General features: G+C 64.8%; 18 protein-coding genes. 8 read left to right on the forward strand and 10 right to left on the reverse strand.

Going from position 1 to position 23,230, the window contains the following annotated elements:
• Positions 1 to 73: 73 nt before the first annotated feature.
• Entirely contained in the window at positions 74 to 2,812 is a 2,739-nt protein-coding gene (locus NOV72_RS00635; RefSeq protein WP_106853204.1) for an MGH1-like glycoside hydrolase domain-containing protein, read from the forward strand.
• Positions 2,813 to 2,992: 180 nt separating this feature from the next.
• Here NOV72_RS00635 and NOV72_RS00640 read toward each other — a convergent pair whose 3' ends face one another.
• Together NOV72_RS00640 and NOV72_RS00645 are read right to left on the reverse strand one after the other, a co-directional pair.
• Positions 2,993 to 3,244, reverse strand: coding sequence for a hypothetical protein (locus tag NOV72_RS00640; RefSeq protein WP_106852652.1), 252 nt, complete (start codon positions 3,242 to 3,244; stop codon positions 2,993 to 2,995).
• Positions 3,245 to 3,275: 31 nt separating this feature from the next.
• On the reverse strand, positions 3,276 to 5,588 hold the full coding sequence (locus NOV72_RS00645) for an FdhF/YdeP family oxidoreductase (protein ID WP_106852653.1): 2,313 nt from the start codon (positions 5,586 to 5,588) through the stop codon (positions 3,276 to 3,278).
• A 148-nt stretch (positions 5,589 to 5,736) separates the two neighbouring features.
• Here NOV72_RS00645 and NOV72_RS00650 point away from each other — a divergent pair, with 148 nt between their 5' ends.
• Genes NOV72_RS00650 through pdxR form a run of 3 tightly spaced genes read left to right on the forward strand, consistent with a single transcriptional unit; the run spans position 5,737 to position 8,951 of the window.
• Entirely contained in the window at positions 5,737 to 7,170 is a 1,434-nt protein-coding gene (locus NOV72_RS00650; protein WP_106852654.1) for an aminotransferase-like domain-containing protein, read from the forward strand.
• The gene (locus NOV72_RS00655) at positions 7,167 to 7,439 is read left to right on the forward strand and encodes a helix-turn-helix domain-containing protein (RefSeq protein WP_106852655.1); all 273 of its coding nucleotides are present in this window, start codon (positions 7,167 to 7,169) and stop codon (positions 7,437 to 7,439) included. The genes NOV72_RS00650 and NOV72_RS00655 overlap by 4 nt, the downstream gene beginning before the upstream one ends.
• Positions 7,440 to 7,499: 60 nt before the next feature.
• Positions 7,500 to 8,951, forward strand: coding sequence for a MocR-like pyridoxine biosynthesis transcription factor PdxR (gene pdxR / locus NOV72_RS00660; protein ID WP_106852656.1), 1,452 nt, complete (start codon positions 7,500 to 7,502; stop codon positions 8,949 to 8,951).
• A gap of 10 nt (positions 8,952 to 8,961) precedes the next feature.
• On the opposite strand, the gene NOV72_RS00665 is transcribed toward pdxR, so the two are convergent.
• The 3 genes from NOV72_RS00665 to NOV72_RS00675 form a co-directional block, all read right to left on the reverse strand.
• Complete coding sequence (locus NOV72_RS00665; RefSeq protein ID WP_106852657.1) at positions 8,962 to 10,098, reverse strand: TAXI family TRAP transporter solute-binding subunit; 1,137 nt, start codon at positions 10,096 to 10,098, stop codon at positions 8,962 to 8,964.
• A 178-nt stretch (positions 10,099 to 10,276) separates the two neighbouring features.
• Positions 10,277 to 12,106, reverse strand: a complete 1,830-nt coding sequence (locus NOV72_RS00670; protein WP_106852658.1) for a zinc ribbon domain-containing protein — start codon at positions 12,104 to 12,106, stop codon at positions 10,277 to 10,279.
• Positions 12,107 to 12,676: 570 nt separating this feature from the next.
• The gene (locus tag NOV72_RS00675) at positions 12,677 to 14,260 is read right to left on the reverse strand and encodes an aldehyde dehydrogenase (NADP(+)) (protein ID WP_106852659.1); all 1,584 of its coding nucleotides are present in this window, start codon (positions 14,258 to 14,260) and stop codon (positions 12,677 to 12,679) included.
• Between the two features lie 140 nt (positions 14,261 to 14,400).
• On the opposite strand from NOV72_RS00675, the gene NOV72_RS00680 reads away from it, so the two are divergent.
• On the forward strand, positions 14,401 to 15,336 hold the full coding sequence (locus tag NOV72_RS00680) for a LysR family transcriptional regulator (protein ID WP_106852660.1): 936 nt from the start codon (positions 14,401 to 14,403) through the stop codon (positions 15,334 to 15,336).
• 3 nt (positions 15,337 to 15,339) lie between these two features.
• Here the strand turns inward: NOV72_RS00680 and tam are convergent, their stop codons facing one another.
• Entirely contained in the window at positions 15,340 to 16,119 is a 780-nt protein-coding gene (gene tam, locus NOV72_RS00685; protein WP_106852661.1) for a trans-aconitate 2-methyltransferase, read from the reverse strand.
• Between the two features lie 353 nt (positions 16,120 to 16,472).
• Between tam and NOV72_RS00690 the strand changes: the two genes are divergently transcribed.
• Positions 16,473 to 17,702, forward strand: coding sequence for a sensor histidine kinase (locus NOV72_RS00690; RefSeq protein WP_106853205.1), 1,230 nt, complete (start codon positions 16,473 to 16,475; stop codon positions 17,700 to 17,702).
• A gap of 57 nt (positions 17,703 to 17,759) precedes the next feature.
• Here the strand turns inward: NOV72_RS00690 and ahpF are convergent, their stop codons facing one another.
• Entirely contained in the window at positions 17,760 to 19,346 is a 1,587-nt protein-coding gene (ahpF, locus tag NOV72_RS00695; protein WP_106852662.1) for an alkyl hydroperoxide reductase subunit F, read from the reverse strand.
• Positions 19,347 to 19,491: 145 nt separating this feature from the next.
• Positions 19,492 to 20,055, reverse strand: a complete 564-nt coding sequence (gene ahpC, locus NOV72_RS00700) for an alkyl hydroperoxide reductase subunit C (RefSeq protein WP_106852663.1) — start codon at positions 20,053 to 20,055, stop codon at positions 19,492 to 19,494.
• A 215-nt stretch (positions 20,056 to 20,270) separates the two neighbouring features.
• On the opposite strand from ahpC, the gene NOV72_RS00705 reads away from it, so the two are divergent.
• Both NOV72_RS00705 and ribA read left to right on the forward strand, forming a co-directional pair.
• Complete coding sequence (locus tag NOV72_RS00705; RefSeq protein ID WP_106852664.1) at positions 20,271 to 20,966, forward strand: NADPH-dependent F420 reductase; 696 nt, start codon at positions 20,271 to 20,273, stop codon at positions 20,964 to 20,966.
• A gap of 171 nt (positions 20,967 to 21,137) precedes the next feature.
• The gene (ribA, locus tag NOV72_RS00710) at positions 21,138 to 21,806 is read left to right on the forward strand and encodes a GTP cyclohydrolase II (RefSeq protein ID WP_106852665.1); all 669 of its coding nucleotides are present in this window, start codon (positions 21,138 to 21,140) and stop codon (positions 21,804 to 21,806) included.
• Between the two features lie 9 nt (positions 21,807 to 21,815).
• Here the strand turns inward: ribA and NOV72_RS00715 are convergent, their stop codons facing one another.
• Together NOV72_RS00715 and NOV72_RS00720 are read right to left on the reverse strand one after the other, a co-directional pair.
• Complete coding sequence (locus NOV72_RS00715; RefSeq protein WP_106852666.1) at positions 21,816 to 22,550, reverse strand: 2OG-Fe(II) oxygenase; 735 nt, start codon at positions 22,548 to 22,550, stop codon at positions 21,816 to 21,818.
• Positions 22,551 to 22,644: 94 nt separating this feature from the next.
• Positions 22,645 to 23,139: a hemerythrin domain-containing protein gene (locus NOV72_RS00720; protein ID WP_106852667.1), complete on the reverse strand. Its 495-nt coding sequence runs from the start codon at positions 23,137 to 23,139 to the stop codon at positions 22,645 to 22,647.
• Between the last annotated feature and the right edge of the window lie 91 nt (positions 23,140 to 23,230).

A 23,230-nucleotide genomic window follows, 5' to 3' on the forward strand; every position in this document is an offset into this window, starting at 1 on the left:
GCGTGCCGCCATCAAACGCGCTAAATTACGGGTCTTGCCCGCGGCTTCGCACGCCGCCAACGAGGAGACGCCCATGCCGAAAACGCGCCCCGTCAACCAGCTCGATACCGTCGAAGGCTCCAGACTCCATTCGAAGGATTGCCCGCGCTGGCAGCGCTGGGGGCCGTATCTGAGCGAGCGTCAATGGGGCACGGTGCGCGAGGACTACAGCGAATTCGGCACCGCGTGGGAATACTTGCCGCACGATCATGCGCGCAGCCGCACGTATCGCTGGGGCGAGGACGGTCTCGCCGGCTTCGGCGACGACAAGCTCAACTGGTGCGTCTCGCTCGCGCTCTGGAACGGCTGCGATCCGATCATCAAGGAACGGCTCTTCGGTCTGACGAACCAGGAAGGCAATCACGGCGAGGACGTGAAGGAACTGTACTTCTATGTCGACGGCACGCCGACGCATTCCTACATGCGCATGCTCTACAAGTATCCGCATGCGGCGTTTCCGTATGCCGATCTCGTCGATGAAAACGCGCGGCGCGGCGCCGACATGCCCGAGTACGAAGTGCTCGACACCGGCGTGTTCGACGACGAGCGCTACTTCGACGTGCAGGTGGAATACGCCAAGCACACCGCCGACGACATCGTGATGCGCGTGACGATCGAGAATCGCGGTGACGTGTCCGCTGCGCTCGACGTGCTGCCGCAGATCTGGGCGCGCAATACGTGGTCGTGGAAGCCGACGCCGGTGAAGCCGTCGCTGAAAGTGGAGACGGTGCAGGGCGCAGGCACGTACGTGCTCGCGCAACAGGGCAACCACGAGCCGATGGTCGTCACCGCCTGGTCGAGGGAAGCCGCGGGCATCGAATGGCTCTTCTGCGAGAACGAGACCAACGTAAAGCGTCTCTTTCACATGGAAGGCGAGGGACCGTTCAAGGACGGCTTCAACGACTACATCCTGCAAGGCGACGAAAACGCGATTCGCCGCGACGCGGGCACGCGCGCCGCCGCGCATGCGCATCTCGAACTGGCGCCGCATGGCAAGGCCGTGGTTTATATGCGCTGGCGGCCCGAGTCCGCGCCGGACGCCGTGCCGCTCGACGTCGACGGACTGTTCGAGCGCCGTATCGCGGAAGCGGACGAGTTCTACGGCGCGCTGCAACACGACATCGCCGATGCCGATCAGCGGCTCGTGCAGCGTCAGGCGCTCGCGGGCATACTGTGGTCGAAACAGTACTATCAGTTCGACGTCACGCGCTGGCTCGACGGCGATCCGCTTCAGCCGAAGCCGCCGAAGCAGCGCCGCTCGGGACGCAATATCGACTGGCGGCATCTGTGCAACGCGGACATCGTGTCGATGCCGGACAAATGGGAATATCCGTGGTACGCGTCGTGGGATCTCGCGTTTCATGCGGCCGCGTTCGCGCTGATCGATCCGGAATTCGCGAAACGCCAGTTGCTGCTGCTCGTGAAGGACCGCTATCAGCATCCGAACGGCCAGTTGCCCGCCTACGAATGGGCTTTCGGCGATGCCAATCCGCCCGTGCATGCCTGGGCGACGTGGCGCGTCTACGAGATCGACCGCGCGATCACCGGCACGGGCGACCGCGATTTCCTGGAACTCGTGTTCCACAAGCTGCTGCTGAATTTCTCGTGGTGGGTCAACCGCAAGGATGCCGACGGCAAGAACGTCTTCCAGGGCGGCTTTCTCGGGCTGGACAACATCGGCATCTTCGATCGCTCGTCGCCGCTGCCGACGGGCGGCCACATCGATCAGGCCGACGGCACCGCGTGGATGGCCGCATATGCGCTCGACCTGATGCGCATCGCGCTGGAGCTCGCGTACGCGAACAAGGTGTTCGTCGATATCGCGGTGAAGTTCTTCGAGCACTTCCTGTATATCGCGGAGGCGGTGAGTTGCGAGGACGATTGCGACACCGGTCTCTGGGACAGCGAAGACGAATTCTTCTACGACAAGCTGCGGCTGCCCGACGGCTCCAACGTGCCGATGCGCATTCGCTCGATCGTCGGGCTGATTCCGCTCTTCGCCGTGCATGTGCTGGAGCCGAAGGTGTATCGCTCGCTTCCGGAGTTGCGCGAGCGGCTGCACTGGTTCCTGGAGCATCGCACCGATCTCGCGCGGCTCGTGTCGCGCTGGAACGTCTCGGGGCAGGGCAACAGCGTGCTGCTTTCGCTCTTGCGCGGGCATCGCATGAAGGCGTTGCTCCGGCGCATGCTCGACGAAACGGAATTTCTCTCCGATCACGGCGTGCGCGCCCTGTCGCGCGTACATCTCGACAACCCGTTCGTCTTCTATCACAACAGCGAGAGCTTCAGCATCCGCTATCTGCCGGCGGAATCGGATTCGCGCGTGTTCGGCGGCAATTCGAACTGGCGCGGCCCGGTGTGGATGCCCGTCAACTATCTGCTGATCGAATCGATCCACGAGTTTCATCGCTATTACGGCGACGATTTCCGCGTCGAATATCCGACCGGCTCGGGGCAGAAATTCTCGCTCGCGCAGATCGCCGACGAACTCGCGCGCCGCGTGACCACGCTCTTTTTGCTCGACAAGAACGGCGAACGTCCTGTGATGGCGGCGTATCCGCTGCTTCAGGCCGATCCGCGTTCACGCGATCTCGTGCTCTTCCACGAATATTTTCATGGCGACAACGGGCGTGGCGTGGGCGCTTCGCATCAGACGGGCTGGAGCGGACTGGTCGCGCTGCTGTTGCAGCCCCACGCGACGGGACCGTCCGGCGTCGTGCCGCTCGCGGGCGAAGCCGATGCCGACATTCAGGAGTTCGCCGGGGCAAAATAGCGCGCTGAACGGCGTCGGTCGCTGACAAGAGTCAATGGCATGACGCCGAAACCAATGTTCGGAATCCTCTGGTGTTTTCGGTCTCCGCGACTGCGTAAATTTGCGAAAACACAAATCGATGCCAGTCCGGGGGACCGAATGAATCAAGCCATCGGCGCACACTCTTTCAGCGGCTATAAGCTAGGCATGGGAGTCAGCGGCAACACCCGTGTCGAACACGAGCACTCTCCGCCGTTCACGCTGGTCATGCTGGTGTTCGCCGTTGCCATGCTGGGCGGCGCATGGTGCAGCCACCAGTTCGACAGCTTCGCCGCCGGATGGATCGCGTGGGTCGCTATCCTCGCCATGCTTGGCGGATTCGTCGATCGCCGGTTCAGCGGCGCGGTCGCGCTCGAACGCCGCATCCGTCAGCGTCAGAAGGCGCGCCTTCATGCGCTGTGCAGCAAGTCCCTGGCGAGCGGCCTCAGGCAGCGCTGGCCTGGTTCGAAGACGTCAGCAGCACCGGGATGGATTTCGACGTCGGCGTACCGGCGCCATCCGCAACCGACGACAACGGCACGAGCGGATTGGTCTCCGGATAGTACGCGCCGAGACAACCGCGCGGAATGTCGTATTCGACGAGCCTGAAGCCATCCACGCGGCGCTCGACGCCATCGTCCCACACGCTCGTGATATCCACGAGTTCGCCCGGCTCGAAGCCGAGCATGTCGATATCGTCGCGGTTGGCGAACAACACGTGCCGCTGTCCGTACACGCCGCGATACCGGTCGTCGAGGCCGTAGATCGTCGTGTTGTACTGGTCGTGCGAGCGCGTCGTCATGAGCGTCATCAGGCGCTCGCCGTACAGCGCGCGGGCACGGTGGATCGGCGTGTCGAACGCGATCTTGTGCACGATGAACTGCGCCTTGCCGCTCGGCGTCATCCACACGCGATCCCGCGAGGCCACGCCCAGATGGAAGCCGCCGGGCTGCTTCAGGCGTTCGTTGTAGCGCTCGAAGCCATCGAGCACCTTCTCGATACCATCGCGGATCAACGCGTAGTCCGCTGCGTGGGCGCGCCAGTCCACCTTCGACGAACCGAGCGTCGCCCGCGCCATGCGCGCGACGATCGCCACTTCCGAAAGCAGAGTCGGCGCGGCCGGCTTGTTCATGCCGTACGAGATGTGCACCATGCTCATCGAATCCTCGACGCTCACGCCTTGCGGCACGCCGTTCTGAAGATCGATTTCGGTGCGCCCGAGCGTCGGAAGAATCAGCGCGTCGCGGCCATGCACGAGATGACTGCGGTTGAGTTTCGTCGTGATGTGCACGGTGAGGTCGCACGAGCGCATCGCTTGCCAAGTGCGCGGCGTGTCGGGCGTCGCAATCGAAAAATTGCCGCCCAGACCGATGAACACTTTCACCTTGCCTTCGAGCATCGCGTGAATGGTTTCGACGACGTCGTAGCCATGCTCGCGCGGCGGCTCGAAGTCGTAGGCGGCGCCGAGCCGGTCGAGGAACGCCTGGGTCGGCTTTTCCTCGATGCCCACGGTGCGGTCGCCTTGCACGTTCGAATGGCCGCGCACCGGGCATAGTCCCGCGCCGCGCCGGCCGATATTGCCGCGCATCATCATCAGGTTCGAAAGCAGTTGAATCGTCGGCACGGAGTTCTTGTGCTGCGTGAGGCCCATGCCCCAGGTCGAGATGACGGCGCGCCCTTTCGCGTAGATATCGGCGAGCTTGAGCAGATCGTCCATTTCCACGCCGGATTCCGCGATGATCGCGTCCCAGCTTTCGGCGCGCAGGTCGTCGGCGAAAGCGTCGAAACCGGCCGTATGCTCCGCGATGAAATCGACATCGAGCACGCGCTCGCCGCCGTTCGCGCGCGCCTCGTCGTCCAGTTCGATCACGCGCTTCGCGACGCCCTTGATGAGCGCGAAGTCGCCGCCGACTTTCGGGCGGATGAACACCGAGCTGATCTTCACGCCCTTCGGCGAGAGCATGTCGAGCGTGTGCTGCGGGCTGGCGAAGCGCTCGAGGCCGCGCTCCTTCAGCGGGTTGATCGACACGATCGTCGCGCCGCGTTTCGCGCAGTCGCGCAACTCGCCGAGCATGCGCGGATGGTTCGTCGCCGGGTTCTGGCCGAAGAGCAGGAGCGTGTCGGCGTGCTCGAAGTCGTCGAGCGTGACCGTGCCCTTGCCGATGCCCACGGTATGCGGCAAGCCGCGGCTCGTCGCTTCGTGGCACATGTTCGAGCAATCCGGAAAGTTGTTGGTGCCGTACATGCGCACGAACAATTGATACAGAAACGCGGCTTCATTGCTCGCGCGTCCCGAGGTGTAAAACGCGGCGCGATCCGGATCGTCGAGTTTTTTCAGATGCGACGCGATGAGTTCGAACGCGTCGTTCCATTCGATCGGCACGTAGCGGTCGCGCTTCGCGTCGTAGACGAGCGGGTCTGTCAGGCGGCCGTGCTGCTCCAGTTCGTAGTCGCTCTGCGCCATCAGCGACGAAACCGTGTGCGCTTCGAAAAACGCCGGCGTCACGCGCTTGCTCGTCGCTTCGGCGGCGACGGCCTTGACGCCGTTTTCGCAGAATTCGAAGGTCGAGCCGTGCTCGCGATCCGGCCACGCGCAGCCGGGACAGTCGAAGCCGTCGGGCTGATTCTGCTTGAAGAGCGTCCGGTAGTTTCCGCCCGCCACCTTTTCCTTGACGAGATTGATGGCGACCTGCTTCAGCGCGCCCCAGCCCGCTGCGGGGTGCGTGTACGGTTCGATGCGGGGTTCCGGCTTCTTCATGGCGTTCGTCTTCGATAAATCATGCGATGGCACTCAGATTACTGTGTCCCGAATCGAGCGCGGCGCACAGAAAATATGAAATAGAAGGAGTACAGTTGCGACGTTTTGACATAGACTGCGACTCACGTCGAAACGAAAGGACCGCGCGTTGAAGCTCTACGAAAAGCTCGCCGATGAAATCGAGGAAGCCGTGCGGCGCGGCGTGTTCGCGCCGGGCGAGAAGGTCGCGTCCGTGCGGCAGGCGAGCCGGCAGCACGGCGTGAGCATCAAGACCGTGCTGCACGCCTACGCGATTCTGGAAAGCCGCGGCATTCTGGAGACGCGTCCGCAATCCGGCTATTTCGTGCGCGCGACGCCGCAGGCGGGCGCGGCGCGCAATCAGCCGGCGCGCGTGGTCGCGACGGCCTCGGAAGTCGATGTCAGCCGGCTCGTGCTTTCGACGTTGCGCAGCATCCGCGCGCACGACGCCGTGCCGTTCGGCTCGCCGTATCCCGATCCGGGGCCGTTCCCGTGGCGGCGCATCAACCAGTACGCGAACGCGATCGCGCGGCGGCATTCGAGCTGGAATCTCATCGACGACCTGCCGCCGGGCAATCCGGAACTGATCCGCCAGATCGCGCGGCGTTATGCGGAAAATGGCGTGCCGGTCGATCCGGATGAAATCGTCATCACCGTCGGCGCGACGGAGGCGATCAATCTGAGCCTGCAGGCGGTCGCGAAGCCGGGCGACACCGTGGCGGTCGAATCGCCGACGTATTACGCGATGCTGCACGCGATCGAGCGTCTCGGCATGCGCGCGATCGAAGTGCCGACGCATCCGGCCGACGGCATCGACATCGAAGCGCTGTCGCAGATCATCGCGCGCGGGAAAATCGCCGCGTGCATGGTGATGCCCAATTTCCAGAATCCGCTCGGCTTCCAGATGCCCGACGCGCGCAAACGCCAGCTCGTGGATGTGCTGTCGGCGCACGAGATTCCGGTCATCGAAAACGATGTTTATCACGAGCTTTATTACGGCGAGGCGCGCCCGTCGACGCTCAAGAACTTCGACACGAAAGGACTCGTGCTGCACTGCGCGTCGTTTTCGAAGAGCCTGAGCGCGTCGTACCGCATCGGCTGGGCGATGCCGGGGCGGTATCGGGCGCAGGTCGAAAAGCTCAAGTTCCTCAACACGCTGACGACGCCTTCCGTGCCGCAGGTCGCGATCGCGGATTATCTGCGGCAGGACGGTTACGACCGGCATCTGCGGCGCGTGCGCAGGCTGTATCGGCAGCAGTCGCGCATCATGAGCGCGATGGTCGAGCGCTTCTTTCCGCCGGGCACGCGGACGTCCGCGCCGCAGGGCGGCTACGTGCTGTGGGTCGAGTTGCCGGAACGCGTCGATTCGATGCGGCTGTATCGCGCGGCGCTCGACTGCGGCATCACGGTCGGACCGGGCTACATGTTCTCGACGCGCAATGCCTTCAGCCACTTCATCCGGCTCAACTACAGTTATCCGTGGACCGCGCAGAGCGAGGCCGCGTTGCAGCGGCTCGGCTCGCTGGTCAGGGACATCGAAGCGCGCGAGGGAGAACGCCCATGAGCGATGACATCGATCCGGCGCTCGTCGCCGTGCTGACGCAGTTGTGGCGCGCGCGGACGGAAACGCCCGGGCGCGCGTGGTCGCTCGCGAAGCTCGCAAAACAGGCCGGCTTGCCGATGAGCGCATTGCGGCGGCAATTGACCGGTCTCACGGAAAACGGGCTGGCCGACATGCAGATGAGCGAGGACGGAACGGGAAGCGCCTGGCTGACGGAAGAGGGCGCAGCGCTTTGCCGCGCAGTGTTCGGAGACGACGAACCGGCTCCCTGAAACGGGTCCGAACGCGCATGTTAAGGTAGCCACCCGACGTTCACTTCCGGCGTGGCGACCTTGGACATCCACATCACCCTGCACGGCCGACGCGACCTCACCGGCCAGATCTACGGCCAATTGCGCGCGGGCATCGTCGAAGGGCGACTTGCCGCTAACGCGCGCCTGCCGTCCACGCGCGACCTCGCCGCGCAACTCGGCGTCTCGCGCAAGACCACGCTCGACGTCTTCGAGCGGCTCATCGCCGAAGGCTATCTGCGCACGCGCGCGGGCGACGGCACTTTCGTCGCCGAAGGCCTCACGCGGCTGCCATCGGCGCAGGCCGAACCCGTCTCGGCTCGCGCCCGCGCGACCGGCATCTGGCGCAAGATGCCCGAGCGCATGGCGATGCCGATGCCGCCCGCCCACGAAACGCTCGACTGCGATTTCAAAGGCGGCGTCACCGACAAGACGCTCTTTCCCTACGACGCGTGGCGGCGCTGTCTCAATCAGGCGTTGCGCACGCAGGCGCGCGCCGGCAACGGCGTCGCGGGTTATCGCGATCCGGGCGGCGAGCAGGAACTGCGGCTCGGCATCGCGCGTTATCTCGGATTCAGCCGCGCGGTCGTATGCAACTGGCAGGACGTGATCGTGACGCAAGGCGCGCAGCAGGCGCTCGATCTGCTCGCGCGCGTGACGATCCAGCCGGGCGATGTCGTTGCGGTCGAGGAACCGGGCTATCCACCCGCCCGCGCGCTGTTCGCGGCGCTCGGCGCGCGCGTCGCGCATGTGCCGGTCGATGGCGAGGGCATCGTCGTGAACAAGCTGCCGCGCAACACGCGCCTCGTCTACGTGACGCCGTCGCACCAGTTTCCGCTCGGCATGCCGATGAGCCTCGACCGCCGCGTCGAATTGCTCGAATGGGCCGCGAAGCGCGGCGCGGTGATCGTCGAGGACGACTACGACGGCGAGTTCCGCTTCGAAGGCAGGCCGGTGGAATCGCTGAAGAGTCTGGATCGCGCGGGGCTCGTCGCGTATGTTGGGACGTTTTCGAAGACGCTTTTTCCCGATCTGCGGCTCGGCTACGTCGTGCCGCCCGCGACGCTCTCCGAGCCGATCTGGAACGCGAAGCAGACCTGCGACTGGCACAGTTGCATGCTGACGCAGACGGCGCTCGGCGCGTTCATGCTCGACGGCGAATACGCGAAGCATCTGCGCCGCATGCACAAGGCGTATGCGGAGCGCCGCGCGCTGCTCCTCGAACATCTGAGCGGCCAACTCGCGCCCTGGGTCGAAGCGCTGCCGTCGACGGCGGGCATCCATCTCGTCGCGCGGCTCGACGCTTCGCTGCGCGAGAGCGATGTCGTCGCGGCGGCGCGCGGCATATCGGTCGGGCTCTATGGAATACGCGCGTTCCACGCGGGCCAGCCGGCGCGACAAGGCGTGCTGCTCGGCTATGGCGGAACGAACGCCGCGGCGATCGAGCGCGGCATGCAGCGCCTCGCCGCGCTCATGCCGACGCTCGTCTCCTAGCTTCGCGGCATCACTGATCGCACAGCAGCAACAGCTTTTCCTGTGCGCTGCAGGTCGCCTTCTTCGGCTTTTGCGGGGCTGCATCGGCGTCGCGCGCCGCGACCCTGCGCGCCGGATCCTGCGACTGCTCCGCCGCCGTGCGCTGCGCGATGCACGCGCGCAGGCGCTTCTCCATCGGCGGATAGTATTTCCAGCCCTTCGTGAGCGGCGGCAGGTCGAGATGCACCTGCTTCCACTTCGGATGGCCTTGCGCCTGCAGCGTGTCGAAGTTCGTGCAGAGCGAATCGGCGAATTTCGACAGCGCGCCGACCGTGCCGCGCAAGCCGTAGTCGTACGTCACGAGGAACGCCTTGACGGTGAGCGTCGGCGTGTCTTCCTGAATCCAGTTCGGATAGCTCGACGTGCGGATCGTCGCGGGGAAGTAAGTCTGCTTCGCGCGCGCGGTTTCGGGCGCGCTCGTATCGAGGCGCAGCAGCTTGATCTGCTTCAGCAACTCGGGATTCATGTCCTGGAAGAGCTTCGCCGGCTGGCCCGCGACGATCACCGCGACATCGATCTTGCCGACGATCAGCCGCGCGAGCGAATCCTCGTTGTTGAGATGCTGCTCGTTCGCGTCGGCGATCGGCTCGCCGAACATCAGCCGATACAGCGTTTCCGCCGATTGCGCCGTGCCGCTGCCGATCGGCCCGACGCTGATGTTCTTGCCCTTGATCTCCTGGATGAACTTCATCGGCGAATCCGAGCGCGTCACGAAGTAAATTTCCTCGTCATAGAGCGGCATGATGAGGCGCAGCGGCTTGATGATCTTGCCCGCGTCCGCGTTGCCGGAGGTCGCCATGTCCATGTACGCCTGATACACGTCCGACTGCACGAGCGCGAACTTCACGCCGGGCTCGTAGCGCATGCGCTGCACGTTTTCCGCCGATCCTTTCGACGGCAGCACTTCCAGTTCGATGCCCGCCGGTTCCGCCACGTACTTCGACAAGTCCTGGCCGATCTGGATATACGTGCCGCGCTCCTGGCCTGTCGTGATTTTGTAGGGAATCGGATCGGCGGCGAAGCCCGGTCCCGCGCCGATCAGCCCGGCGATGGCGAGAAGCGCCAGCGCGCCCCGTGCGGCGTTGCGCATGCTTTTTGTGGTGAACATGATTGACCCTTAATCGTGTTGGACGGGTACTTTTGAAACTTGCGCGACGCGGATATCGCCCGCAAGGCGCGCAATTCGCTCATGCCCGGACACGCTCTCGCATGCGGCCGACGCGAACGTGCGTGGCGCGTGCTTGCCGTGCGTCGTGGTCGTCTCCGTGCGCTCTTCTGTTTTTTGCTCAGTGCGATGGCTTGGGAGCCTGGGCGCCGCCGCTCCAGCCGTATTGCTTGATGGCGCGTTCGAGCTCTTCGGATTTGTCGGAGTCGAGACGCGAGCCCGCCGCCGGCACGTTGCCGAACTGGGGCGACGCGCTGGCGGTCGTCTGCGTGCCGCGCGCCGATGCGTTCGTCTGCGCGACGGCCGCGGGCGGGCGCGGCACGGCGGCCTGCATCGTCGCCGTGGAGGGCGGCGCCGCGCTGCTCTGATTGCTGGATGGCGGCGGACGCGGCACGGCGGCCCGCGTGGCCGGCGCCGACGTCTGCGGCGGATCTTCGCCGAGGTAATACGCGCCGCGCGAGTTGGCCGGGCGAGCGGCCTGCTGCGGCGGCTCGTCGCCGAGATAGTAAGGCGTGCGCGGATTCGCGCCGCGCGCGGTGGTCGAGGTGGAAGGTTGCGCGTCTTCGTCGCCGAGATAATAGGGCGCGCGTTGCGCCGGTTGTGCAGACGCCGTGGCCTGCGCGGGCTTTGTCGTCGTCGTCGTCGTCGTGGGGACGGCGGGTGCGGCGGCCGGCGCGGTCGTCGTCGCGGTGATGGCGGCGGTCGCCGCCTGGCCACGCGCGATTTTTTCGGCACGCGATTCGTACGCGGCGTCGTCGTCGGACTGGCGCGCGGCGGCGCTGCGTTGCGGCGCACGGCGCTCGGCCGCGGATTTCGGCGCGAGGACGTTCGACTTCGCAGCCGGCGCGACCGCTGCGACGTTTGCCTGCGCCGGAGGCGGCGCGGTCACGGCAGCGGCGGGTTTGGGCTGCGCGGCGGCGGCCGTGTTCGTCGCGTCGGACGGGTTCGGCACAGCGGGCGGCTGCGTCGAGCCGGGCACCTTTTTGGCGAGCGCCGCCGCTGCCGTCGGCGCGAGCCAGCCCGCATGCGAGACCACGCGTTCGAGCATGGCCTGGGATTCCATGTTGCTGCCGTCGAGCGCGAGCGCTTCGCCCGCGTTCTGCTGCACGCACGCCCACGCGGAGGTGCGCTCGCAGGCGCGCGCGAGCTGCAGCGCGGCGTCGCGTTGCGATTCGCGCTTGAGCAGTTCGTCTTTCAGGACTTCGTATTCGGCGCGCGCCTGTTGCTGCGACGGCAGCACTTTGAGCCGCGCGCGGGCGGTGGCGAGATCGTGCTGATCCAGCGCGACACGCACGCCTTGCAGCGTATCGCTTGTGCCGAGTGCGCGCGTTTCGGCGGGAACGCGATGTTCGACAGCCGCGGGCGCGTCCGCCGTCGCGCCGCGCATGAGCGAGCCGACTTTGGAATCGATCGCGCCCGAGACGCTGTGATCGGCGGAAGGCGTGCCGCCGCCGCCATCGGAATCGCCGAGCTGGTAATAGAACGTCGCGCCGAGCAGCAGGACGAGCCCGCATGCGCCGGCGATGATCGTCTTCTTCGTGTTCCAGCGCTCGGAGCCGGGCAGGGCGTCGGGATCGTTGCCGGATTCGGCGTAGGCATTCCGTGCGGATTCTTCGGCGCGCCGCGCGCGATATTCCGCCGCTTTCTGCGCGATGCGCTCGCTCGCGCGCTCGGTCCAGCGCGAGCGCATGTCCGGCTCGACGCGCCCGGAGGCGTCCCTGCCGATCGTCGCGGATGAAGTCGATGCCGCCGCCGATGCGAGCGGCGCACCCGCCTCTTCGAAAACGTTCGTGCGCGACTTGCCCGACGCGGTCGCGCGCTGCTCGCCGAACGCGGCGTTGCGATCGGCGCCGCAATTGGGGCAACTGTCGGCGTTTTTGCGCACCGTGCTGCCGCACCGCTGGCAGACGACGGAGAACATGGATGCGGGGAAGGTCAGACGCGTGGTCATGCTGGAGCCCTCGAAGGACATGTGCGTGAGGTTGCCAAAATCGCGTGGCCGCCAATGCGCGCCGGGTCGTCGCGCCTGTACGCAGGAACGCAGTCCCGCAACAGCAATCCTTCGTATTCTCTCCCGCGCGCGATGCGCCCGCGGGGAACGATTTCCGACTATGGTTCAATCACTATCGGACGTCAATTGCCTTTCGCACCTATTTCCGGGGCGCGAGGCTTAAGCGACTACACCATTGCGACGCGCCACGGCATGGGCCGAACGCTAGCTTCTCTCGTTCACGATATTTCTGACATTTTGGGATCGCGCCGGCGGTTTTGAACCGCCAATCCTTAGCCGATAAACGACAAGGCCGCGCGATTGGCGGATAACCCACTGATGCCAAAGCGATTCGCACGCCCGCAAAAGCGTTGCTGCATGCCCACGCGGGGCGCGTAAACACCGATTGGTCGAATTTCCGCGTGCCGCTCGGGAATCGATTAGACATCCGAAGCAACGTCCGAAAACGAGCAAGGCCGCGACGCGAATGTCGCGCCGCGGCCCTCGACAGCCCGAGCGGGTACGGAAGCCTTATTCGGCCAGTTGCAGCTTGCCGTCGATACGGCGGTTCAGGCCGAGCGGATTATCCGTTTTCAACGCGTCGGGCAGCAGCGCGTCAGGCAAATCCTGATAGCTCACCGGACGAAGGAAACGGTTGATCGCCAGGCTGCCGACCGAAGTCGAGCGGCCATCCGCCGTCGACGGGAACGGGCCGCCGTGCACCATCGCGTGGCCGACTTCCACGCCCGTGCCGAAGCCGTTCACCAGCAGACGGCCGGTGCGGCGTTCGAGCGCGGGCAGGATGCGCTTCGCATCGGCGTAATCCGCTTCGTCGATGTGCAGCGCCGACGTCAACTGCCCTTCGAGCGATTCGATCAGATCGAGCATGGTCGCGAGGTCCGGGCAACGCACGACGAGCGACGACGCGCCGAAGATCTCTTCCTGCAGCGCGTGGCTCTTGCGGAACGCGTCGGCGGTGGTGACGAACAGCGCCGACTGGCCCTGGTTCTCGCCCTTCGCCGCGACGCCGCGCGCGGCGGTCGTCACGCCGGCATGCTCGCCGGCGCGCTCGACGGCGCCCTGATAGGTCTTGCAGATGCCCGGCGTGAGCATCGTCTGCGCGGCGGTTTCCGAAAGAGCCGCCGATGCCGCCGCGATGAACTTGTCGAGATCGGGACCGTCGACGGCGAGCACGAGGCCCGGATTCGTGCAGAACTGGCCCGCGCCGAGCACGAGCGAGCCTACGAATGCACGGGCAATGGCTTCGCCGCGGTTCTCGAGCGCCGCCGGGAACAGCAAAACCGGGTTGATGCTGCTCATTTCCGCGTAGACGGGAATGGGTTCCGCGCGCGCCGCCGCGAGCTTCATCAGCGCCGTGCCGCCGCCGCGCGAGCCGGTGAAGCCCGCCGCCTTGATGCGATTGTCCTTGACGAGACCCTGACCGACGTCGCGGCCGCTGTCGAAGAGAAGCGAGAACGTTCCTTCGGGCATGCCGCAGTCCTTCACCGCCTTCTGCACCGCGCGGCCGACGAGTTCGGCCGTGCCCGGATGCGCCGAGTGCGCCTTGACGATGACCGGGCAGCCGGCCGCGAGCGCCGAAGCCGTGTCGCCGCCGGCGACGGAGAACGCGAGCGGGAAGTTGCTCGCGCCGAACACGGCGACCGGGCCGACGCCGATGTGACGCAGACGCAGATCGACGCGCGGCAGCGGCTTGCGCTCGGGCTGCGCCGGATCGATGCGCACGCCGAGGAAATCGCCGTTGCGGACGACGTCGGCGAACATGCGCAACTGGCCGACCGTGCGGCCGCGCTCGCCTTCGAGACGCGCGCGCGGCAGACCGCTTTCGATCATGCAGCGCTCGATCAGATCGTCGCCGATATCGAGGATATTTTGCGCGATCGTGTCGAGAAATTTCGCGCGCGCTTCGGGCGCGGTTTCGCGATAAACGTCGAACGCGGCCCACGCGAGCGCGCACGCGCGGTCGAGATCGGCGAGCGTCGCGCCGCCGAAAGCCGGTTCGATGGCCGCGCCGGTCGACGCGTTGACGGCCTTGATCGAGCCGTTCGAGCCGAAGACCGATTCCTGACCGATGAGCAGGTTGCCAGTGAGTTGCATGTTGTCTCGTCCTTGCTTGGAGTGATTCGTGGCAGCCAGTTGTACGATGACTGCCTCATGCCCGACTATACGGCCTCGCGCGGGCGGCTGTATAGTGAAACCTTTCCATCGCTTGATCGCTTTTTGGAATCCCCCTGTTCATGAAGAACACGCTGGACGTGCTCATGTCGCGGCTGCGCATGAAGCAGTTGCAGTTGCTGATCGCGCTGGACGACCACAAATCGCTGCACAAGGCGTCGAGCGCGATGGCGATGACGCAATCCGCCGCGAGCAAGGCGCTCGCCGAACTCGAATCGATGCTCGAAGCGCCGCTCTTCGAGCGCGCGAAGAGCGGACTGATTCCGAATCCGTTCGGCCGCTGCGTCGTGCGCTACGCGCGCGTGCTGGCCGCCGATCTGAACGCGCTCTGCCAGGAAGTCGCGCAGATTCGCGCGGGCACGGGCGGGCGCCTGACGGTCGGCACGATCATGGGCGCGGTGCCGGGCGTGGTCGCGCCGATCGTCAACGAAATGCACGCGCGGCATCCGGATCTGGCGATCGAAATTCTGGAGGATACGAGCGCACGCATGCTGCCGATGCTCGACGACGGCCGCGTCGATCTCGTGATCGGCCGATCGAGCGTGTCGGATCAGCCGTCGAAATATCACTATCAGCCGCTTGCGGACGAGCCGCTTTGCATCGTCGTCGGTCATGGTCACGAGCGCACGGGCGCGCTGGACGTCGGTTTGGCGGACCTCGCGCGTTATCGCTGGGTCACTTATCCGAGCTACATGCCGATGAGCGCGCTGCTCGAACGCGAACTCGATCTCGCCGGACTGCCGATGCCCGCCAATCCGATTTCCACCGCCTCGCCGCTCATGACGGTGACGCTCTTGCAGGAGAGTCCGGAACTCGTGTCGATCTTGCCGGCGAGCGTCGCGAAGGTATTCGAGCGTCACGGCATGTTGCGCATCCTGCCGGTGCGCATGAAATCGAAGTCGCAGACTTACGGCATCGTCACGCGCAAGGGCGGCGAGCTTTCGCCCGCCGCGCGCCAGTTCGTGCAGATGCTGCGCGAACGGAGCCGGCCGCATTGAGCTTCAGCGCGTCGCGACGATGAAGATGCGCGGGAAGGGCAGCAGCACCGTGCCGTCGTCGAGCACCGTGTAGGCGGCTTTCAGCCCGGCGCGATAGCGATCGAGGAACGCGGCCGTTTCGTCGGCGTCGAGCTTCGCGAGGAACGGCCGCAGTCCCGAGCCCTTGAACCATTCGATGACCGCATCGACACCGCCGTCGAGCGGATGATGGTACGTGGTGCGCCACACGTCGACACGCTCGCAATGCGGCTTGAGCAGCGCGTAATACCTGTCCGCCCGATAGCGCTCGGTGCGTTCGACGCCTTTCAGCTTGTCGCGCCACGGGCCGTCCGCGGCGGTTTCGCGCATCAGCCGGTGCGCGGGCTCGTCGAGATTGTCCGGCATCTGCACGGCCAGTTGGCCGCCCTTCGAGAGTTTGCCGACGAGCGACGGCAAGAGCGTCTCGTGACCGGGCACCCATTGCAGCGACGCATTGGCGAGGATCAGATCGAACGGGCCTTGGCCGTTCCAGGCGGTGATATCGGCGAGTTCGAACTGGACGTTCGGCAGGCGCTTTCGCGCCGAGTCGATCATGTCGTCGGAATTGTCGACGCCGATGACCCGCGCTTTCGGCGCGTAGGCGATAAGCGTTTCGGTCGAGTTGCCGGGGCCGCAGCCGAGATCGACCGCCGCGTGCGCGGTTTCGGCTTGCGTCGCGTTCAACAGATCGCGTACCGGGCGCGTGCGTTCCGCTTCGAAGCGTGTGTACTGGCGGGCTTGCCAGCCGGCCGATGATGTCGTCATGTCGAACTCCAGTCGATCGTAGGTTGGGGACGACAGCGATTCTGGACGCGCCCGCGCCCCGCGTAAAACGAAATCGATTCGCCGGGCGTGCATTTTCTCGGCATGCCGCTATCGAGCGCACCACGCAGCCGCTTTACGCAATGCTGACGAAATCGCGAGACGGCAACTGAATAGAATACTGAATCCAGAACGCAACTCCACGTCCAGTAGAAAACTCGGAAATGCACCATCGGCGCGGGCATCGCGCCTATACTGGCGAAGCATTCGCGGGCGGCATCGGGAAGCGCTTCCGACTGCATATCAGGATCACCGTGCGCCACTTTTCGGCGCCTTGGGCAACGGGGAACTCGCAGATGAGCGACACGTCAGTCGGCGGCTTGAAGGGTCTCGTGGCCGCGCTGCGCGTGCAACAGCACGCGCTCACCGAGCGCTGGATGAAGCTCGTGTTCGGCGATCAGGAAGTCGAACATTCCGATCAACTGACGTATCGCCAGCTCGCGGATCATCTGCCGAGCATCTTCGAGGAAATCTGCGTCGTGCTGGAATCGCGCAACCTGCGCGACCAGGAAGGCGCGATCGAGCGCAACGCGCGCCAGCACGGCCAATGGCGCTGGCAGCAGGGTTATCGTGTCGATGAACTCGTGCGCGAGCTCGATCTGTTCCGGCAGGTGCTGCTGCTTGCCATCGGCGAGTACGCCGGCACGCACGAGAATTTCTCCCGCGAGGACGAGGAGCACGCGCGCCTCATGACCGACGAGGTGGTGAGCTTCGTCACGCTCGCGTCGATACGCGAGGCGATCGGCGAGCGCGATCGCAAGATCGACGAATACACCGGCATGTTGGAGCGCGCGAACTACGAGCTGACGCTGCGGCAAAAACTCATCAGCGATCTGTACGAGACGCGCATGCAGATCGCGCGGCGCGTCGCGCACGATCTGCGCAACTTCCTGAACGTATTCTCGACGGCGCTGCAACTCGCCGCCCGCTCGCCCGCGAAGCGCGACACGGCGCTCGGTCTCGCCAACCGGCAGGTCGCCGACATGGCCACGCTCGTCGATGAAATGGTCGAATATTCGAAAGTTCTCGGCGACGATTCGCTGCTGACGGTCGAGCCGTTCGATCTCGTCGGCCTCTTCGACGAACTGATGCAGGCGTGCCGCGTCTCGACCGAATCGAAGGGGCTGAAGCTCATCGGCCACTTCGATCCGGCGCTCGGCGCGGTGACGTCGAACCGGCTGAAGGTGAAGCAGGTCGCGCTGAATCTGCTGTCGAACGCGATCAAGTACACGTCGTCGGGCGAAATCGTGCTGGCGATCGCCGCGGCGCCCGACGAGCGCTGGAAGCTGCGTGTCTCCGACACGGGCGTGGGCATCAGCGTGGCGGATCAGGAGCGCGTGTTCGAAGAGTTCGAGCGCGCCGCCGATGACGACATTCCCGGCGCGGGACTCGGGCTTGCCATCGTCAAGGAATTGTCGCGCACGCTGGACGGCGAGTTGCGGTTCCAGTCGTCGAAAGGGCACGGCAGCGTGTTTGAGGTGACGTTCCCGATGGTGCTCGTTCCGAAACCGGCGGACGGCAAATAAAAAAAGGCGGACGGGTCGCCCCGTCCGCCTTCGGTCACCACGACGCCTGAACTGCGCTCAGGCCGCCGCTTCTTCTTCGACCACTGCTTCGTCTTCCACCGACGCGCGGATCAGATGATCGAACGCCGACAGCGATGCCTTCGCGCCTTCGCCGACCGCGATCACGATCTGCTTGTACGGCACAGTCGTCACGTCGCCGGCGGCGAACACGCCCGGCAGCGACGTCGCGCCCCTCGCATCGACGACGATCTCGCCGTGCTTCGACAATTCCACCGTGCCCTTCAGCCATTCGGTGTTCGGCACGAGGCCGATCTGCACGAACACGCCTTCCAGTTCCGCGTGATGGCTCGCGCCCGTCGCGCGGTCCGTGTACGTGATGCCGTTCACTTTCTTGCCGTCGCCGGTGATTTCGGTCGTCTGCGCCGCCGTGACGATCGTCACGTTCGACAGACTGCGCAGCTTCTTCTGCAACACCGCATCCGCGCGCAGCTCGTTGCCGAACTCGATCAGCGTGACCGCCGAGACGATGCCCGCGAGATCGATCGCCGCTTCGACGCCCGAATTTCCGCCGCCCACCACCGCGACGCGCTTGCCCTTGAAGAGCGGGCCGTCGCAGTGCGGGCAGTACGCCACGCCGCGCCCGCGATATTCGCGCTCGCCCGGCACGTCGATTTCGCGCCAGCGCGCGCCGGTCGACAGAATCACCGTCTTCGCCTTCAGCACCGCGCCGCTCGCCAGATGAATCTCGTTGATGCGGCCCGGCACGAGCTTTTCGGCGCGCTGCACGTCCATCACGTCGACTTCATAGGTTTTCACGTGCTGTTCGAGCGCGGTCGCGAACTTCGGTCCTTCGGTTTCCTGCACGGAAACGAAGTTTTCGATGGCCATCGTATCGATCACCTGGCCGCCGAAACGCTCCGCGACGACGCCCGTCGCAATGCCCTTGCGCGCCGAATAAATCGCCGCCGCCGCGCCGGCCGGACCGCCGCCGACGATCAACGTGTCGAACACCGGCTTGTTCTCGAGTTCCTTCGCCGCGCGCGCCGATGCGCCCGTGTCCAGCTTCGCGAGAATTTCCTTCACGCCCATGCGGCCCGAGCCGAAGCTCTCGCCGTTGATGAACATCATCGGCACGGACATGACCTGACGCGCTTCGACTTCCTGCTGGAACAACGCGCCGTCGATCGCGACGTGCTTGATGCGCGGGTTGATGACCGCCATCACGTTCAGCGCCTGCACGACTTCCGGGCAGTTCTGGCACGACAGCGAGAAATACGTTTCGAACGCGAAGTCGCCGTCGAGATTTTTGATCTGCTCGATGGTGGCGTCGTCGAGCTTGATCGGGTGGCCGCCCGCCTGCAGCAGCGCAAGCACGAGCGACGTGAATTCGTGGCCCATCGGGATGCCGGCGAACCGGATGCCCGCGGGCTTGCCCGCTTCGCCGATGGTGAAGGACGGACGGCGCGCGCTGGCGTCCTCTTTCTCGACGACGCTGATCTGATGCGACAGCGAGGCGATCTCGTCGAGCAGGCTTTTCAGCTCGCGCGATTTGTCGCCGTCGTCGAGGAAGGCGACGAGTTCGATCGGCCGGGTGACTTTTTCCAAATACGCTTTTAACTGGTTCTTGAGATTGGCGTCGAGCATGGCGATGTCCGTTCCTTGACTGGGTCTTGCAGACGCGCCTCGCCGCGTCGCTGCGATGTTCGCAGCGCCGGACGAAGGCGTTTTTCGGGGTGAACTTGCCGCTGAACCGCGACAAGTTCGATGCAGCGCTCGCGAGAAACGAGGCTTAGATCTTGCCGATCAGGTCGAGCGACGGGGTCAGCGTTTCAGCGCCCGGCGTCCACTTGGCGGGGCACACTTGACCCGGGTTCTTCGCGATGTATTGCGCAGCCTGAACCTTGCGGAGCAGTTCGCCGGCGTCACGGCCGATGCCGTTGTCGTGCACTTCGCACAGCTTGATCTCGCCTTCCGGGTTGATCACGAACGTGCCGCGCAGCGCCAGGCCTTCTTCTTCGATCAGAACGTCGAAGTTGCGCGAGATTGCGAGCGTCGGGTCGGCGAGCATCGGATACTTGATCTTCTGGATCGTGTCCGACGTGTCGTGCCATGCCTTGTGCGTGAAGTGCGTGTCGGTCGAAACCGAGTAGATTTCCACGCCGAGTTTCTGGAATTCTTCGTAGCGGTCAGCCAGGTCGCCCAGTTCCGTCGGGCACACGAACGTGAAGTCGGCCGGGTAGAACACGAACACCGACCACTTGCCCTTCAGGCTTTCATCGGTGACGGTCGTGAAATCGCCATTGTGGTAGGCGGTTGCTTTGAACGGCTTGACTTGGCTGTTGATGATAGGCATTTACCAGATTCCTTTTGGAGTGGTGTTGAAGAAGTAAGTGAACTATACGGTAAAACTATCACACCTGCGAAGTGGATTGATTTTATTGTCGGGATAGTCCGGGGCTATCAGGCCGATATTCGTCGTTTTCCCGCATAAGGCATTGGGATTGCGTCGTTCGCTACAGGTTCCCTGGAAGCACTTGACTGCTTCCACCTTCATTTCAAGGAGGCGTTATGAAAATCGGAATTATCGGGGCCGGGAATATCGGTTCCGTGCTGGCGCTGCGGTTCGGCGAGAACGGCCATGACGTGCGCATCGCCAATTCGCGCGGGCCGGCGTCGCTCGCGGAGGTCGAGCGCGAAACCGGCGCGACAGCCGTCGAGGCGCGGGAGGCGGTGAAGGACGCGGATATCGTCGTGGTGACGATTCCGGAGGCGAAAGTGCCGAATCTGCCGAAGGATCTGTTCGCGGGCGTGGCGGCGAACGTCGTCGTGATCGACACCGGCAACTATTATCCGCGGCAGCGCGACGGCCGTATCGACGGCATCGAGAAGGGCGCGACTGAAAGCCGCTGGGTCGAGCAGCAGATCGGCCGGCCGGTCGTGAAGGCGTTCAACAATATTTATGCGGACCACCTGCGCAATCGCGGCAAGCCTTCGGGCGCGCCGGGGCGCATCGCGCTGCCGGTCGCCGGTGACGATGCGAAGGCGAAAGCCGTCGTAATGAAGCTCGTCGATGAAATCGGTTTCGATCCGGTCGATGCGGGCGAAATCGACGATTCGTGGCGTCAGCAGCCCGCGACGCCCGTTTATACCGGCGATTTCGACGCGGCCGGCGTGCGCGCGGCGCTGCAGAAGGCCGATCCGGTCCGCAAGCCCGAGTGGCGCGCGACGGACAGTAGTCCCGGCACGTTCGACAAACCTGCGTGAGCGCGGCGCTCCGATAAGCGGCACGCCCGTACGGGAAAGCGCGGGAAGCGGTGCGCGCCGTGCGACAATCTGCAAACTTTCCCGATGGGCTTTACCATGACGAACCGGGCTGGCGTGATGAAGCATGACGCATCGGCCGAGGTCCGGCGTCGTGGACTCGCAGATTGACCTATGAAAACCGCTTCTCCCCCGCAGGACGTGCAGGATTCGCAACATCGCTTCGGCGAGTGCGACGAGTGCGCGGATGTCGAACTCGTGGCGACCGCCACCATTCCGACGCGCTACGGCACGTTCGATTCCTACGTCTATCGCGTGAAGCACACGGACGTCGAGCACATCGCCTTCGTGATGGGCGACGTGAGCAACGGCGAATCGGTGCTCACGCGCCTGCATTCCGAATGCGTTACCGGCGACGTGTTCGGCTCGTACCGCTGCGATTGCGGCGAGCAGCTCGACCTGGCGTTGCGCTATATCGCCGCGGAAGATCGCGGGATTTTGCTGTATCTGCGCGGGCATGAAGGGCGCGGCATCGGCCTCGCGAACAAGATCCGCGCGTATGCATTGCAGGAGCAGGGGCTCGATACCGTCGATGCGAACCTGCATCTCGGCCTGCCCGACGACGCCCGCGAATACGACTCCGCCGCCGCGATCCTGCGCGCGATGAAGGTGCAGTCGGTGCGCCTGATGAGCAACAATCCGTCGAAGTTCGACACGCTGCTCAAGCACGATATTCCCGTGTGCGAACGCGTCGCGCTCGCCATCCCGATGCGCGAGGAAAACGAGCGCTACATCAAGACGAAGCAGGCGCGCTTCGGGCATTACTTCGACGAAAACGAATAACGCCCGCGCTCATTGCGCGTCGTGAAAGATCACGCCGAGCATATGCCGCCGCCCCGACTTGAGGCGGCTCACGCCGTGCTTCATGTTCACCCGATACGGCCCGCGCGTGCCCTGCACCGGCCGATGATGCACGGCGAAGAACACCGCATCGCCCTGTGAAAGCGGCACGGATTCCACACGCGACTGCATGCGCGGACGTTGCTCCGTCATCACGAATTCGCCGCCGGTGAAATCGCGGCCGGGCGCGGAAAGCAGGATCGCCATCTGAATCGGAAAGACGTGCTCGCCGTAGAGATCCTGGTGCAGGCAGTTGAAATCGCCGGGCACGTAACGTAGCAGGAGCGGCGTCGGCCGCGTCTGTCCCGCGCGATGACAGCGCTCGATGAATTCCGCGTGCGCGCGCGGATAACGCGTCTCGATGCGCATCACTTCGTTCCACCGATTCGCGATCGGCGCGAGATGCGGATACACCGCGTGCCGCGCGCGTTCCAGCGTGTCGGGCAGCGGATACGCGAAGTACTTGTATTCGCCGCGCCCGAAGCCGTGGCGCTCCATCACGACGCGGCTGCGAAAAATGCCGTCGCGATCGTACAGCGCGGCGAGCGTTTCGCATTCGTCGCGTGAGAGAAGAGCGGGCGCCGTCGCGCAGCCGTAGCCGTCGAGTTGCGCTTCGAGATCGGCCCAGTCGAGCGCGTCGATGCGTTCGCCGATATCGTCCGCCGTCGCGCGTTCCAGCAGCTTCATGTGTTTTCTCCGGATGTGCGTGAATTGCCGTCAGTGTGCGCCGCGCGCGCAGCGCACGCACTCCGGGTCTTGCTGCGCAATTCGGAAAGACGTGTCAGTGCGCCAGCGCGGTCTCTGCAATGTGTTCATGCAGCGCGAGCTTGCGCGCGGCCAACTTCGCGCCGATCGCGACGAGATCCATCTGCGTCTTGCGCACTTCCGGAAACAGCGTGGTTTCCTCTTCCTCGATGTGATGCGTCGTGTTCTCCTTGAGCACCTTGAAGGTCGCGTCGAAACCGTCGTCGCCGGCTCTCAGGCTCGTGATTCGTTCGATCAGCGTCTTCACGAGAAAATGCTCGACGTAGGCTTCGTCCACGTCGATGCGTTGGTCGGCGGTGAGCGCGTTCTGCGCGACCGGATACAGCATTTCTTCCTCGACGATCGCGTGGATCGTCAGCAGTTCGCACGCGCGCTGAACGAGCGTGTTCTTGCGTTCGTAGTCGTCGCGTTCCGCGCGTTCGAAGGCATCGAACAATTGTTCGATGGCGCGGTGATCGGCTTCGAGCATGTCGAGCGCATCGATGGGTCGCGGGTTATGAGCGGCAGACATGGGTTCTCCTAGGGTGGGCTTTCTCGGCCCTGTGGGGACATCTGCGTGTCCCTGAGGTGCCTGAGAGCAGCAAGACGAATGCCCGCGATGA

The sequence above is a fragment of the Caballeronia novacaledonica genome (assembly GCF_900258035.1).
Taxonomy (GTDB): domain Bacteria; phylum Pseudomonadota; class Gammaproteobacteria; order Burkholderiales; family Burkholderiaceae; genus Caballeronia; species Caballeronia novacaledonica.

Excerpts from the sequence above, each read along its gene's own strand:
- NOV72_RS00635 (WP_106853204.1), top strand. The coding sequence starts at position 74 with ATGCCGAAAACGCGCCCCGTCAACCAGCTCGATACCGTCGAAGGCTCC.
- NOV72_RS00640 (WP_106852652.1), bottom strand. The coding sequence starts at position 3,244 with ATGAAGGCGCGCCTTCTGACGCTGACGGATGCGGCGTTCGAGCGCGAC.
- NOV72_RS00645 (WP_106852653.1), bottom strand. The coding sequence starts at position 5,588 with ATGAAGAAGCCGGAACCCCGCATCGAACCGTACACGCACCCCGCAGCG.
- NOV72_RS00655 (WP_106852655.1), top strand. The coding sequence starts at position 7,167 with ATGAGCGATGACATCGATCCGGCGCTCGTCGCCGTGCTGACGCAGTTG.
- NOV72_RS00665 (WP_106852657.1), bottom strand. The coding sequence starts at position 10,098 with ATGTTCACCACAAAAAGCATGCGCAACGCCGCACGGGGCGCGCTGGCG.
- NOV72_RS00670 (WP_106852658.1), bottom strand. The coding sequence starts at position 12,106 with ATGACCACGCGTCTGACCTTCCCCGCATCCATGTTCTCCGTCGTCTGC.
- NOV72_RS00675 (WP_106852659.1), bottom strand. The coding sequence starts at position 14,260 with ATGCAACTCACTGGCAACCTGCTCATCGGTCAGGAATCGGTCTTCGGC.
- NOV72_RS00680 (WP_106852660.1), top strand. The coding sequence starts at position 14,401 with ATGAAGAACACGCTGGACGTGCTCATGTCGCGGCTGCGCATGAAGCAG.
- tam (WP_106852661.1), bottom strand. The coding sequence starts at position 16,119 with ATGACGACATCATCGGCCGGCTGGCAAGCCCGCCAGTACACACGCTTC.
- NOV72_RS00690 (WP_106853205.1), top strand. The coding sequence starts at position 16,473 with ATGAGCGACACGTCAGTCGGCGGCTTGAAGGGTCTCGTGGCCGCGCTG.
- ahpF (WP_106852662.1), bottom strand. The coding sequence starts at position 19,346 with ATGCTCGACGCCAATCTCAAGAACCAGTTAAAAGCGTATTTGGAAAAA.
- ahpC (WP_106852663.1), bottom strand. The coding sequence starts at position 20,055 with ATGCCTATCATCAACAGCCAAGTCAAGCCGTTCAAAGCAACCGCCTAC.
- NOV72_RS00705 (WP_106852664.1), top strand. The coding sequence starts at position 20,271 with ATGAAAATCGGAATTATCGGGGCCGGGAATATCGGTTCCGTGCTGGCG.
- ribA (WP_106852665.1), top strand. The coding sequence starts at position 21,138 with ATGAAAACCGCTTCTCCCCCGCAGGACGTGCAGGATTCGCAACATCGC.
- NOV72_RS00715 (WP_106852666.1), bottom strand. The coding sequence starts at position 22,550 with ATGAAGCTGCTGGAACGCGCGACGGCGGACGATATCGGCGAACGCATC.
- NOV72_RS00720 (WP_106852667.1), bottom strand. The coding sequence starts at position 23,139 with ATGTCTGCCGCTCATAACCCGCGACCCATCGATGCGCTCGACATGCTC.